Source organism: Mucilaginibacter humi (assembly GCF_013087555.1).
Map to the genome: position 1 here is coordinate 1 of NZ_JABFCR010000078.1, position 13262 is coordinate 13262.

The following is a 13262-nucleotide window of genomic DNA, read 5'->3' on the forward strand; positions in this document are numbered from 1 at the left end:
TACTTCGGATCATTACCCTGCAAGCCCGTAACATGCGCCACACCAATGCGCCCCGTCAGAAACGGATCTTCGCCAAAACATTCGTTGATTCGACCCCAGTAAGGGTTACGGCTGATATTGATAACCGGGGTACGATAGATCAGTCCTTTTTCTCGCCCTTAAAATCAGGATCCTGATGCCAGCCGTTATAAATTGCACGCGCTTCGTCTGATATCGCGGTAGCTTCTTTATATACTAATTTGGTATCGAGGTTGCAGCCATGGCTATGGATACCGGGAACATGGTAGTCGGCCGTGTCCAAACAACGCCGTGCAGCGCCGGTTCCATTTATCAGACTTAATGCCAAAGCGAGGGATCTCGGGACCCACATGGTTCAGGTATTGTGCCTTTTCTTCCAGCGTCATCCGCGATATCAGGTCCTTCACCCTTGCATCAACCGGCTTGGTATAGTCAAGGTATAAAGGTTTATCAGCAGTTTGCGCCATCAGGTTATTACCGGCAACTATGCTCATAAGTGTAATTAATAACGTTGCTTTTCGCACGCTATAAGCATGTAAAATAGTTCTCATTTAGTTTAATTAGAGGTAAGGGATAATTGGTGACAGCGAAAACAAGTTTACACACATTCAACACTGTTGAACAAATATATATAAAACTAACGCGCAGCAAAATAATTGCATAAGTTATTTATCTATGTGGTTAGTAAGGAACGATGCTAAGGGCAGACAGTACAGGATGCCATAATAGCTGGTTTTTATTTATGTTTACGGTAACCAATTGTAACTGCTACCCGCACAATAATTTCCTGCATGAACAGAAGTGTTTTATTAACCTGTGCTTTAATTGCTGCCTGCTTATCAGGTTATGGGCAGGCTACAACCAACCCAACAATAGCAACATTAAAAGCAGGGTTTATAAACCCACCTAATACCGCTAAACCGGTGTTTACTGGTATTTTATGGATGGCAACATGACCAAAGCTTCTATTACCAAAGATCTGGAGTCGATGAAGAAGGCGGGCATTGGTAATTTGGTATTTTTAGAAGTGAACGTTGGCGTACCACGCGGTCCGGTTAATTTTTTAAGCCCGCAATGGCAGGACCTGTTTAAACATGCCGTACGTGAAAGCGAGCGTTTGGATATTGAAATAACCTTAGGCATTGGCCCGGGCTGGACAGGCAGCGGCGGCCCCTGGGTAAAACCAGGGGCAATCTATGCAACAACTGGTATCGGCGGCAATAAAAGTAGCAGGGGGCGAAAGCAATATCAAACTGCCCATACCACCACCTAAAAAGCCCTACTTTGGCGACGGTGCCTTTACCCCTGAACTAAAAAAAAGAATGGGACGATTTTTATGAAGATGTAGCCGTACTGGCTTACCCAACGCCTGCATCCGAAGAAAAAATAAAGGATATTGATGAGAAAGCTTTGTATTACCGTGCACCCTATTCATCGGCACCTAATGTTAAACAATATTTGCCGGGGATGACTGATTATCCCGCTGCCAACCCGAAAACCGCTATCCCCCAAAATAAAATCATCGACCTGACAAAATACCTGCAAAAGAACGGCACATTAAACTGGACCGCACCTGCCGGCAACTGGACGATTGTACGTTTTGGCCGTCGTAACAATGGCGCCATTACCCGCCCCGCACCAGTACCCGGTCTTGGTTTCGAGGCTGATAAATTTGATACCATTGCTTTATATGACCACACGGATAATTATGTAGGCAAGCTGCTGCGTAAAACCGGCCAGCCAAAAGCTAAATTAGGTGGCGGCTTAAAACGCCTCCACATGGATAGCTGGGAAATGGGCGCGCAAAACTGGACCCCGAACTTCCGTGCCGAATTTATTAAGCGCAGCGGCTATGACCCACTACCCTACTACCCGGTTTATGCAGGTACTATTGTAGAGAGCCCCGAGATAAGCGAACGCTTTTTATGGGATTTGCGCCAAACATCACAGGAGCTGATATTGGAATATCATGCCCTCGCCGTGAAAAAATACGCGCATAAAAACGGGATGACCTTGTCTATCGAACCTTATGATATGAACCCCACAGCTGACCGGAGCTGGGTGCCGTTGCAGATGTACCGATGAGCGAGTTTTGGAGCAAGGGTTATGGCTTTAACTCATCGTTCAGTACAGTTGAGGCAACCTCTATAGCGCATGTCAATGGCCGGTCGCTAACACCTGCCGAAGCATTCACCGCCCACGGCGAAGATTGGAGGCAACATCCCGGCTCGATGAAGAACCGGGGCGATTGGGCATTTGCCGCAGGGGTAAACCGCTTTGTATACCATACATTTCAAAATCAGTTCCTGAATGACACCTTGCGCCCCGGAGCTACTATGGGACCATACGGCGTGCATTGGGACCGTAACCAAACCACGGTGGCCAATGGTAGTCAGCTACCACCAATATATTACCCGGTGCAGCTACGTTTTACAACAAGGAAATACTGTTGCCGATATTTTATACTTAAATCCGGAAGGCTCACCGCATGTTTTCCGCCCGCCATTTTCGGCATTAACGGGTAACGATACGATACCTGACCGCAAGGGCTATAATTTTGATGGCTGCCCGCCGGGCCTGTTATATAAAGCAAGCGTGGTAAATGGCAATATCGCTTTCCCCGGTGGCGCGAGTTACAAGATCTGGTGCTGCCTGCGGTGCCAACTATGACACCGAAATTGCTTGAAAAGATTGCTGCGCTGGTTAAGGCAGGTGCTACTGTCTATGGATCGCCGCCGGGCAAATCGCCAAGTTTGGTAGGCTACCCGACTGCCGACAGTAAGCTCCTATCGTTGGTCGAAACTGTATGGGGGCCAAGCCCTAATGGCGCACAACGAGCGCATACTTATGGTAAGGGCAGGGTTATTTGGCGCGGTGTTGGCATCAGTTTGGATAATCTTTATCCGACGTATGATATCACTGAAGCTATTTTAAGCGATATGAAAATGCCGCAGGATTTTGAGTCAGATGGGCCTATCCGCTACACCCATCGCGCCGGTGCAAACTGGGACGCTTATTTTATCGCCAATACAACCAGCGAGACCATTACGGCCAATGCCACCTTTCGCAGCACTAAAGGCACACCCCAGCTTTGGGATCCGCTGACAGGCAAGATAACTTTACTGACTGAGCTTAAGAAGCAAGGGGCACAAACTACTATCCCGGTACAACTGGCTGCTTACCAAAGCTATTTTGTGGTATTTGCCAAAGACGCGGACCTGCCCATCGCGACAGCCAAAAATAAAAATTTTACAGCGCCTGTTACTATTGCTACTTTAATTGGCCCCTGGAATGTATCGTTCGACCCTAAATGGGGCGGGCCAAAAAATATTGTTTTTGATAATCTGCAGGATTGGACCTTACGGCCCGAAAACGGTATTAAATATTACTCAGGTCTGGCTACCTACACCAAACAATTTGACATGCCGTCTACTAAAGGTAAATTGTTCATTTACGGGCCAGATTAAAAATCTTGCCCGGGTAAAACTTAATGGCAGGGATTTGGGCGTAATATGGACCGCGCCATGGCGGGTGGAGATACCGGCAGGTTTACTGCAAAGGCAAAACAAACTGGTGATTGAAGTTGCCAACCTTTGGCCCAACCGCTTAATTGGCGATCAGCAATTACCTAACGATGGCCCGGCTAACGGTAAATGGCCCGAGTGGTTAATTAAAGGACAACCGCGCACAAGCAAACGCTATACCTTTACATCATTTAATCCGTATAATAAAAACGCTAAACTATTAAGCTCGGGCCTGATGGGACCGGTGACTATCCAGAAAAACTGATATTATAAAACATGACTACAGCAACAAGATTAGCACAACCACGCATAGGCCTTTTTGGTATAGGGCTTAATACTTATTGGGACCAGTTTGAAGGATTGGAACAACGACTGTCGGGTTATATTGATGCCGTAAACAACAAGTTGGGCAGCTATGGTGTAGAGGTAGTTAATTTAGGTTTGATAGATGATGCACACAAAGCATTTGCGGCGGGCAGCCAATTTAGGCGTGAGGATGTTGACCTGATATTTCTGTATGTTACCACTTATGCCCTATCGGCTACGGTATTGCCCGTGGTAAAAAAAAGCTAAAGTACCTGTTATTGTATTAAATCTCAGCCCCGAACCGGCTATCGATTATGCCGCATTTAACCAGTTAAACAACCGCACCAAAATGACAGGCGAATGGTTAGCGAACTGCTCGGCTTGTTCTGTGCCTGAGATAGCGAATGTTTTTAAGCGGTCGAATATCCCCTTCCACCAAATTACCGGCATGCTGCATGATGACCCGCACGTTTGGCGAGAGGTAAAAGAATGGATTGATGCAGCCAAAGTTGCCCATACCATGTACAACAATACCTTAGGCGTAATGGGCAATTACTACGGTGGCATGCTGGATATTTACAGCAATCTTACCCTGCAATGCGTCACATTTGGCGGGCATATTGAAATTATTGAGGTTGATGAATTGTCGGGCTTGCGCGACAAGGTATCAGCTGCCGAGATTGAAGAAAAGTTCCGGACATTCGATACCGGTTTGAAGTGCAGCCCGATTGTCCGGCAGAAGAATTGAGACGCGCCGCGGTTACTGCTGTGGCTTTGGATAAGCTGGTAGCCAAATATAATTTAGGCTCGATGGCATATTACCACAAAGGCACGGGCAATGTTAATGCGGATACGATGAGTTCGATAATATTAGGCACTTCATTACTAACCGGGCATAACATACCTGTAGCGGGCGAGTATGAAATAAAGAATGCCCAGGCAATGAAGATCATGGACAGCTTTGGCGCAGGCGGCTCATTCACCGAATATTACGCCATGGATTTTAATGATGATGTGGTATTAATGGGACATGATGGCCCCTGCCATCCCGCCATCGCCGAAGGCAAAATAAAAGTTAAACCCCTCCGGGTTTACCATGGTAAAGTAGGCAGCGGCTTATCGGTAGAGATGTCGGTAAAACATGGCCCGGTTACGCTGTTATCAGTTGTGGAGACGGTCGACGGAAAGATTATGCTACTGGTTGCCGAGGCAGAATCTGTAACCGGACCTATACTGGAAATTGGCAATACCAATAGCCGTTATAAATTCCCGATTGGAGCACGTGGCTTTGTTGAAGCACGGAACGCGCATGGCCCTGCGCACCATTGCGCAATTGGAAAAGGCCACATTGCTTCTAAAATAGAGAAGTTAAGCAAACTGCTTGAAGTAGAATTTGTTAAGATTTGCTGACGAATACGTCAGAATTTGTATGAATTCTGAATTTTATTCCACTCAAAAATTCGCTATACCATTTTCCCTTTTATATTTGTATTGCTAAACCAAAGCAATTTTATAACCTAATTATAAAAGCTAATTAATTACAGACTACCAACCAGTTATATTGGTAGTGTTTGTTAAAGGGCGACTGATGGTCTTCTTTATTCCGGTTTGATATTGACTATTTTTTAGCCAATAAAACCTTGTCATCGATAAAAAATCCCCGTTTATCGAGTAATGTTCTGTGTATCCCTATGTTTTTACCTAACCTAATTGCCTATTCATGAAAAAACATTACTTATTGTATGGTTTATTGCTAACGTTGTTATTCGCTGCTTGCAAAAAAGCGACAACTTTAATCCCGGTTACACCCCAGATCCCAATACACGAACAAAGGGAGGTGGCGGATCTGATCCATCTATATCAACGTTTCCGCCAAAGCTAAAAAACTTCAAAATAAACGGCGTAAGCTGCGCGTTTGACAGCATAAGCAATTCTTATTATTACCCTGTTGCTCCGGTACATCGATAGCAGGATTGACAGTTACTTTCGATACTGTTTCTACTAAATATATATTGATGGACAATGTTCAGGCAAAAACCGGAGCAACCATAGATTACACCCTTACCACTAATGAAACCGTTGCCATTAAGGCGATGGGGCTTTTCAATACATCAACAAATTATAATTTAATAATAACGGGGCTACCAATAGTTATATTGAAGACTGCAGCATTTACTATTGGCGATGAAAAGGTTCCGGCATCATTAAATCTTGTTAATCCTAATTATCAGACACAAAGCAGCAAAGTAGAAATAGCCACAAATATTAAGATTTCTTTAAGAGGTGCTACTGCACGTAATTTACCCAAAAAATCGTACTCAGTAAAGTTGGTTGATAATGCAGGGGCCGACACTGATATACCGTTATTGGGTTTACGAAATGACAATGCCCTGGATATTAGATGCCATGTATATTGATCCGTCGCGTATGCGTAACAGGTTATGTACAGATATATGGAACAGTTTTAACAATGTACCCTATATTGAGGATGAACCCGACGCCCTTAACGGCACGCGTGGATATCTAACCGAGGTTTTTTTTAATGATCAATACCCGGGGCGTTTACTGCCTTACCGAAAGACTTGACCGGAAGCAATTAAAAGTAAAAAAACAATATGGCAACATGTATAAGGCTGACAACTGGAGCGATGAGGTAAATTTTGCGGCTATGACTAACCCGTTTAGTAATGACTTTGCTGATTGGGGAGGGGGCTGGCAATTTGCTTACCCCGAAATTGGGGACACACCTGCACCTGACTGGAAGTATTTATATAATATTGTAAACTTCATTACTACAGCCAACGATAAAGCGTTTAGCAGCGACATTAAAAACAAAGTGGATATTAATAATTTGGTTGATTATTTTATTTTCATGAATATATTGGAAGCTAAAGACAATCAGGCAAAAAATACTTTCTTTAGCTTTTATGATTATCGCACCGCTGGTAGTTTCTTTTATTCGGTATGGGACCTTGATGGTACAATGGGGCGCAATTATGATGGCACGCCTTTACCCCATGAAATATTAGGAGCAGGAAGCAATCATCTTTACCAGCGACTACTTGGTTTAAATCCGGCAAACTTTAAAGAATTGGTAAAGTCAAGATGGACCGTTCTAAAAAACAATCAATTAGGCAAGAGTGTGGTAGCCAGTCGGATAGAAACTTATAGAAAAAGTATGGTTAGTACCGGTGCTTTTGCGCGTGAGCGCGCAATGTGGCTTCTTGTAGAACCAGACCTAAACGCAGAAGCAACCTACATGACTAACTGGTACGGCGCACAATATGATCTGTTTGATAGTTATGTTAATAGCTTATAGCTTTTATCAGGGTTTTATTCTGCCTTATCTATTAAAACTAAGTAAAAGTTGAGCTTATCCGAGGATAATATCAATGGGGATATCAGCATTGGGGTCTATCCGTATAGACTCATATTTATCTTTAGGTTTTACATTAGGAATAACTTCCTGCAGGCTTTTATCCCAGCAAAAACCAACCATTAGTTTTTTTCCATTCAACCATAAATAACCCAGCTTTTTTCCCTTATAAGTAAAAAAAGGAATCTGGAACTTACGCTCATGGCAAATGCCGGCATTCGTACGCAGGATGATATCTTTCAGCGCCAATAAGCAACTTTGATATGGTTCTGGTTTTGATGCGTAGTAAGCTTCAAGGGTGGGTATCATTGTATCAAACAAAAAGGTTACATTATTGCTAATGTAACCTTTTTTGTGATCTCAGCCGGGATCTAATCAGCGACACAAGAATTTTCAGGTCTTGGTTTAAAAGACCTACAATCCGTCAAACTTAGTTCCAGCACGGATTTTGTGGTTTTAAGTTAGGATTACGTTGAATATCAGCCAACGGAATTGGATAATAGTAATTCTTGTCGGCCCATTTCCTCGGGATCTCATTCATCCATAGCAATTCGCCCGATGTGCCATTTCTCAACAATTGCGAATTGGTGGCAGAACCTATTTTTGCCGAAACATCAACATAAGTAACGCCAGCTACCGCGGGTGTTGGCTTTGTACCTTGATAAAAAGCAACATCCAATATGCCATCTTCGTTTAAATCCATCGGCGTGTTTAATGCCGGAACGTAGAAACCGTTCCACTCCTGTTCCATCAATGGTCCTCTCTTCCATCTTAACAGATCAGCGAAACGAAGGCCTTCTAAACTTAATTCGATACCGCGCTCCCTGCGTATTTCCAATATAGTGGGATCAGTAATTCCGGGGAAATAATTTGTCATCAAATATGGATCTGCGACGGTTGGTTTTGCGGTCAGGCCACCGGTAATGCCCGCTCTTGATCTTAGCACACCAATAGTAGCAGCCCAATCTGCATCGGTTAAAGTACCCAGCTCGGCTTTTGCTTCGGCAAAGTTTAACAACACCTCTGCATAACGAAATAAAGCAACAGCGTTTGTATTTAATGCCCCAGCATCATAGTAAGTATCGTCAAGTGTCCATTTAATTGGCTGATAGCCGGTAAATGTGTATGAAAACACCGGAGGGGCCGGAACCTGCACCCCATTGGTAATACGTTTGTAATCGCCCATACGGATGGTTTGCTTTAACCTCAGGTCGCGATTTTTAACCTCGTCTTTGAAAAGCATTGTCTTATAAGACGGATCATTGGTGAATGGTGTGCCATCAATTTTTAGGTAGGTGTTGATGAAGGTACGGGTGAAGCTTGCTTTTGCACCGTAAGTACCGCTGGTCCACCACCAGTTAGCTTCGTTCAATACGGCTAAATTAATATCGGCAACAGCAGATTGCAATACCTCATCGGCCACCGGCGTATTGCTGGTAAACACCGGCGGTAAGATACACCTGCCCCGCCGGTAGTATTAATTTTGTAACCACCGTTTTTCATGATCAGGTCTGAAGCTGATACGGTTTCGTTTAACCATTTGTCGGCTGTAGCAGTTAAGTTAAGCTCGGTATGGTATTTTCTGAAAGTACCCTCAAACAAACAAACTCTTGATTTGAAAGCATAAGCAACCCATTTGGTAACCGTTGTACGACTTGCATCATTACCAGCCGGCAAATTAGCACAAGCATAGTTCAGATCGGCCAATACTGAGTCCATTACTAATGTTCTGTTATCACGACCTGCATTAAGTGTTGCCGCGTCATCATAATCAATTGGTTTATTAATCCATGGTACGTCGCCAAAGCGTTTAACTTTATCCATATAAAAGTAGGCTCTGAAATAGCGGGCCAAACCAAGGTAAGCTTTGCGTGTCGCAACGGGTACATCCGGATCAACACAGTTTTGGATGAAGTAGTTAATGTTTCTTAAGTCTGTCCAGTCCCAGCCTGAGCTGTTACTTTGGCCAAACGCACCATCACGAATAAAATCAGGTACAGATTTCACGGCCGGGTAATCTGACATGGCATCCTGCGCGGTAGAGTTTTTAGGAAGAAAGCCCATGTTGTAGAACGAGTTGGTATACAACTTCAATCCGTTTTCGGTACCAAATACAGCTTTTTTGTAGGTGTGGCTTGTGGTTCTGGTCTAATTTTTTGCAGGCTGCAAAACTAAGGCAACCCAGCAAAATTAATATATAATGTTTTTTCATTTTGATCTATTCTTTTAAAGTTTTCTAATTAGAAGCCTATGTTTAAACCTAGAGAGTAGCTTTTTAATATCGGGTAATTGTAACCATCGCCGTTAGTAGTACCAGAATTCAGGTCCTGATCTGTAGGTACGGCGTTCTCTACGTCGATGGTATTTTTAACAATTTTATACATCGGTGAATAAGTGAACAGGTTCTCGCCAGAGAAGAATATTTTGGCACTGCGCATACCTACACGGTTTACCAATTTTGTTGGTAACGTGTATCCAATCTGGATATTTTTCATCCGCACATAAGCAACACTTTGTAAGTACCGTGTTTGTGCCACACCCAATGTACGGTTTGTATTGCTTGATGCTGCCCTTGACATTGTTCTTGGGAAATAAGCATCAGTATTGTCTGGTGTCCACATATTACCCACTTGAAATTTGGGGATGTTATTATATGGCCTGTTATACTGCCCCCAGAACATTTCTGTCTCGGTACTTGGATACCATTGTTGTTTGCCAACTCCACGGAAGAAGGTGGAGAAAGAAAAATTATTCCAGTTAGCACCCAGATTAATACCATAGGTATATCTTGGGGCAGAATTTCCAATAATTCTCCTGTCGCCAGATTTGCCTACTTTGTTCTCACCCCTGTTAATGAACCCGTCGCCATTAATATCTTTTAATTTAATATCGCCGGGGAACCATAAACCTGAAGGCGAAGCACGCATTTCCGGATCTTGCTTGGCGTGCGATGCGATATCGGCAGCATCTTTAAAGAAACCTTCGGTTTCGTAACCCCATATCTCGCCTAAAGTCTGTCCTTCGTAATAATCGCTTATCAGTTTATCAGGATTTTTATATTTATCAATTTTGGAAATGTTATCAGCCAAGGTCAGCCTTACATTGTAACTAAATGGTTTGGTGCTGCTGCCAATTCTATCGCTCCGGGTTACTGATGCCTCCCAACCACGTGTAGTAAGGTCGGCATAGTTGCCCTTAGGGGTGCCAGAACCAAATACGGCTGGCGGTGTTAAACCCAAGGTAAACATATTGGTAGTTTTACGACGATAAATATCACGCTAAAGCTTAACTTTCCCTGAAGCATAGTTATATCTAAACCCCAGGTCAGCGGTTGTCGACGTTTCCCGGGTTAAGCCGTCAGGCAATACAGCCGGGTTACGTGTAGTTTGTGGCCTTGAACCATTTAAAATTACACCCGATTGGCTAAGGTTAAAAGCTTCCTGGAAGGCGTATGAAGCAATATTACCGTTACCCAATGAGCCGTAAGAACCGCGCACTTTTAAGTCAGATATTAATTTATCTGACACATGCCAGAAAGGTTCGTTATTTACCCTCCAACCTGCAGATACAGATGGGAAAAGACCATAACGTTGGTTTGACGGAAATTTTGATGATCCATCATAACGGGCGTTCACCTCTACCGGTACCGATCTTTAAATGAATAGTTTAACCTTGAGAAACCGCCTAAAATAGCCCACTGCTCATAACCACCTCCGGTAGTAATTGCCTGACCGAGCGCAAGGTTCAAGTCGGTAGCATTCTCAAAAATGATCCCATTACGTTGTACAGCCAACCTGTTATAGGTTGATTGCTCATAATTGTAACCAACCATGGCTTTAAGATAATGATCCTTACCAAAACGATTTTCATACTCAGTATAAATATTGGTTGCCGGTATTTCGTCTCGCGATAGTCGAACGCCAAATCGTTAGTAGTAGTACCCACGTAGGCGATAACGCCTTTTTGGTTGCTGTAAGGTACCTGAACGCGCCTTTGTTCTTTATTGTTGTCTGTATTACGGAAAGTGAAATCGGCATTCACACGTAATTTATTGTTAAAGAAATTACTTCTTAAGCCGGTGATATTTCTAAATACCTCTTTATGGGTATCAATACCGTTTTTGCCGTAGATAAAATCACCCACGGTATAGGCAGCCGAGAAAGTTAACGTACCATCCGGGTTAAATATCGGCATGGTAGGGTGGCCTTCATCCGCAATGTTTCTCCAGATACCACCGCCCTCGCCAACGTTTATAGGGTTGTGGTAGTCCGTTGTTGAATAATCAGCATTGTTTTCAATACTCAACCAGGGAAACACCTGTATAGAACCGCGCGCACGCAAGTTTTTCATATTGTAATCATCGCTGTTGTATCTAAACAAACCTGCCTGATCTGTTTGGTGTGCCGAAACCGGGAAAGTTGCCTTGTCGCTGCCACCACTTACCGAAATATTATTGTCAAACGCCCTGGTATTGTCTTTATATAAATATGAATAATAATCGGTACTGCCATAGTAAGTATACACACCAGTGGTAGGGTTCACATCAATAGTACTGTATGGCTGGCCTGATTCTGCTCTCTTTTTAAACTCATCAAGATAAGCTTGCGAGAATACTTGTGTTTTGTTGACATTTTGAGGGAAGGCACCGTCGCCGTTAACAAATGCCTCGGCAAACATCTTAGCCCATGTATAACCATCGGTTACAAAATCAGGCCTGGTTACCGGCGATTTTATAGCATAATTACTTGAATATGTAACACTGGTACGTCCTTTTTCGCCTTTTTTAGTAGTGATTAACACCACACCAAACACACCCCTTGCGCCATATATAGCAGCAGAGGCTGCATCTTTAAGGACAGATACGCTTTCAACATCGTTTGGGTTAAGCAAACTCGGATCACCTTCAAAACCATCAATAAGCACAAGCGCATTACCACCCTGTCCAATAGAGGTGGTACCCCTGATATTGTAGCTTGGCGACTGCGTGGGTTTACCGTCGCCCATCTTTAGGTTCAAGTTTGGAATTTGACCTTGCAAACCTTGTGTAAGGTTGGTGATTGGTCTGTTTTCCAGATTTTTTGATGAGATCTGATCAACAGCACCTGTAGCATTAGCTCTTTTTGTGTACCATAACCCACAACGATTACCTCATTTAAAGTACCTGTTTCACCTTTTAATGTAATGTTCAAGGGCGTATTTTCCCCGGCTTTAACAGCAACTTTATTTAAATTTACAGTAGCATACGAAACATAGGTTACTGTAATATCATAAGTGCCAACAGGGGCTTTTATGTTAAAGCTACCATCAAGTCCGCTCATCACCGATTGGTTGAGCCCTTTGATAGTTATGGTAGCTCCCGGAAGAGGCTCGCCTTTTTCATCGACTATCTTTCCGCTGATAGTTCCGGATTCTTGTTGTTTCACAACGAGGGAATTGTGAAACCTTGAAGCTGCAACGGCTTGCGTAGAAAGTACATTTGCAGACAAGACCGCAAACGATGCGCAAACCATTACCTTGAGCTTAGACAGTAAAGTTTTTTTCATTTTAATTAGAAATTAGTTAGGGTTAATTCTTTTAACATTTTGATTCCGCAGAATGAGGGCAAAGCTATTTATAGCATGTAAAGGCCATGTTAACTTATGTTTATCTCTAGACTTTTTATAGCGAATATTGTAAGGCAAATTTTTGCGCGCGTGTACAACATACACAGTTGCCTTAAGTAATCATTTTGAAGAAAAGAGGAATACGGAATCGGTTTACGTGAATTGGTGGAAAAGCATAAACATTGTTTTTTTATAAGACAGGCAACATTAATATGCGCCAAACTCATTTAAAAACATTCTCTGGAATGACATAGAGCCGTAAAGAACTAAAGGATAAACAAATATATAATAATCGATTAAAAAAATAACAGATTAAAAAAATGCCAAAATAAGAGGTATTTAGAAATATCACCGGCTTAGAAGAAGTAATTTCTTTAACAACCGATGTGGTGCATTTCACTTTCGCTGAAGGGCAAGGCCGTTCTGCTACAGCAA

20 protein-coding genes and 1 pseudogene are annotated in these 13262 nt (G+C 43.1%); 12 read left to right on the forward strand and 9 right to left on the reverse strand.

Translation table 11 applies throughout. From position 1 onward, the window contains the following. Both HK413_RS13965 and HK413_RS13975 read right to left on the reverse strand, forming a co-directional pair. A partial coding sequence (locus HK413_RS13965) for a glycoside hydrolase family 3 N-terminal domain-containing protein (protein WP_175270571.1) occupies positions 1-143 on the reverse strand: 143 nt, incomplete at its 3' end. Between the two features lie 120 nt (positions 144-263). Further along, entirely contained in the window at positions 264-569 is a 306-nt protein-coding gene (locus HK413_RS13975) for a hypothetical protein (RefSeq protein ID WP_175270566.1), read from the reverse strand. A 389-nt stretch (positions 570-958) separates the two neighbouring features. Between HK413_RS13975 and HK413_RS20200 the strand changes: the two genes are divergently transcribed. The 12 genes and pseudogenes from HK413_RS20200 (at position 959) to HK413_RS14000 (ending at position 7167) form a co-directional block, all read left to right on the forward strand. Then, positions 959-1291, forward strand: a complete 333-nt coding sequence (locus tag HK413_RS20200; protein ID WP_217452331.1) for a glycosyl hydrolase — start codon at positions 959-961, stop codon at positions 1289-1291. Between the two features lie 80 nt (positions 1292-1371). After that, positions 1372-2103 carry a glycosyl hydrolase gene (locus HK413_RS20205; protein WP_217452336.1) on the forward strand — a complete coding sequence of 244 codons (732 nt, stop codon included), beginning with the start codon at positions 1372-1374 and terminating at the stop codon, positions 2101-2103. Continuing rightward, the gene (locus HK413_RS20210) at positions 2100-2543 is read left to right on the forward strand and encodes a glycosyl hydrolase (RefSeq protein WP_217452332.1); all 444 of its coding nucleotides are present in this window, start codon (positions 2100-2102) and stop codon (positions 2541-2543) included. The genes HK413_RS20205 and HK413_RS20210 overlap by 4 nt, the downstream gene beginning before the upstream one ends. Further along, positions 2428-3077 (forward strand): annotated as a pseudogene (locus tag HK413_RS22495) (glycosyl hydrolase); the annotation flags it as partial. The gene HK413_RS20210 and the pseudogene HK413_RS22495, both read left to right, overlap by 116 nt. Positions 3078-3212: 135 nt before the next feature. Further along, positions 3213-3485: a glycosylhydrolase-like jelly roll fold domain-containing protein gene (locus HK413_RS22500; protein WP_394353192.1), complete on the forward strand. Its 273-nt coding sequence runs from the start codon at positions 3213-3215 to the stop codon at positions 3483-3485. 34 nt (positions 3486-3519) lie between these two features. Then, positions 3520-3807 carry a hypothetical protein gene (locus tag HK413_RS15690; RefSeq protein WP_217452334.1) on the forward strand — a complete coding sequence of 96 codons (288 nt, stop codon included), beginning with the start codon at positions 3520-3522 and terminating at the stop codon, positions 3805-3807. Between the two features lie 11 nt (positions 3808-3818). After that, positions 3819-4115 carry a hypothetical protein gene (locus HK413_RS18700; protein WP_246230568.1) on the forward strand — a complete coding sequence of 99 codons (297 nt, stop codon included), beginning with the start codon at positions 3819-3821 and terminating at the stop codon, positions 4113-4115. A gap of 121 nt (positions 4116-4236) precedes the next feature. Then, positions 4237-4596: a hypothetical protein gene (locus tag HK413_RS18705; protein ID WP_246230569.1), complete on the forward strand. Its 360-nt coding sequence runs from the start codon at positions 4237-4239 to the stop codon at positions 4594-4596. After that, the gene (locus HK413_RS18710) at positions 4566-5258 is read left to right on the forward strand and encodes a hypothetical protein (RefSeq protein WP_246230571.1); all 693 of its coding nucleotides are present in this window, start codon (positions 4566-4568) and stop codon (positions 5256-5258) included. Before HK413_RS18705 ends, HK413_RS18710 begins: the two co-directional genes overlap by 31 nt. Before the next feature lie 563 nt (positions 5259-5821). After that, positions 5822-6265 (forward strand): hypothetical protein, encoded by a 444-nt coding sequence (locus HK413_RS13990; protein ID WP_175270567.1) that lies wholly within the window; start codon positions 5822-5824, stop codon positions 6263-6265. Positions 6266-6275: 10 nt separating this feature from the next. Further along, positions 6276-6434, forward strand: coding sequence for a hypothetical protein (locus tag HK413_RS22505; protein WP_394353193.1), 159 nt, complete (start codon positions 6276-6278; stop codon positions 6432-6434). Further along, positions 6391-7167, forward strand: a complete 777-nt coding sequence (locus HK413_RS14000; RefSeq protein WP_175270569.1) for a CotH kinase family protein — start codon at positions 6391-6393, stop codon at positions 7165-7167. The genes HK413_RS22505 and HK413_RS14000 overlap by 44 nt, the downstream gene beginning before the upstream one ends. Positions 7168-7221: 54 nt before the next feature. Here HK413_RS14000 and HK413_RS14005 read toward each other — a convergent pair whose 3' ends face one another. The 7 genes from HK413_RS14005 to HK413_RS18740 all read right to left on the reverse strand — a co-directional run bounded on the left by HK413_RS14005 (position 7222) and on the right by HK413_RS18740 (position 12767). Further along, on the reverse strand, positions 7222-7545 hold the full coding sequence (locus HK413_RS14005) for a DUF1801 domain-containing protein (RefSeq protein ID WP_217452335.1): 324 nt from the start codon (positions 7543-7545) through the stop codon (positions 7222-7224). 109 nt (positions 7546-7654) lie between these two features. Next, the gene (locus HK413_RS18715; protein WP_317169620.1) at positions 7655-8668 is read right to left on the reverse strand and encodes a RagB/SusD family nutrient uptake outer membrane protein; all 1014 of its coding nucleotides are present in this window, start codon (positions 8666-8668) and stop codon (positions 7655-7657) included. Beyond that, positions 8602-9318 carry a RagB/SusD family nutrient uptake outer membrane protein gene (locus HK413_RS18720; protein ID WP_246230572.1) on the reverse strand — a complete coding sequence of 239 codons (717 nt, stop codon included), beginning with the start codon at positions 9316-9318 and terminating at the stop codon, positions 8602-8604. The genes HK413_RS18715 and HK413_RS18720 overlap by 67 nt, the downstream gene beginning before the upstream one ends. Before the next feature lie 146 nt (positions 9319-9464). After that, on the reverse strand, positions 9465-10472 hold the full coding sequence (locus HK413_RS18725) for a SusC/RagA family TonB-linked outer membrane protein (RefSeq protein ID WP_246230574.1): 1008 nt from the start codon (positions 10470-10472) through the stop codon (positions 9465-9467). 30 nt (positions 10473-10502) lie between these two features. After that, a complete protein-coding gene (locus HK413_RS18730; RefSeq protein WP_317169621.1) occupies positions 10503-10859 on the reverse strand; it encodes a TonB-dependent receptor domain-containing protein in 357 nt (118 codons plus the stop codon). Between the two features lie 109 nt (positions 10860-10968). Then, positions 10969-12312, reverse strand: coding sequence for a TonB-dependent receptor plug domain-containing protein (locus HK413_RS18735; protein ID WP_317169622.1), 1344 nt, complete (start codon positions 12310-12312; stop codon positions 10969-10971). Then, positions 12237-12767, reverse strand: a complete 531-nt coding sequence (locus HK413_RS18740) for a carboxypeptidase regulatory-like domain-containing protein (protein ID WP_246230575.1) — start codon at positions 12765-12767, stop codon at positions 12237-12239. The genes HK413_RS18735 and HK413_RS18740 overlap by 76 nt, the downstream gene beginning before the upstream one ends. Between the last annotated feature and the right edge of the window lie 495 nt (positions 12768-13262).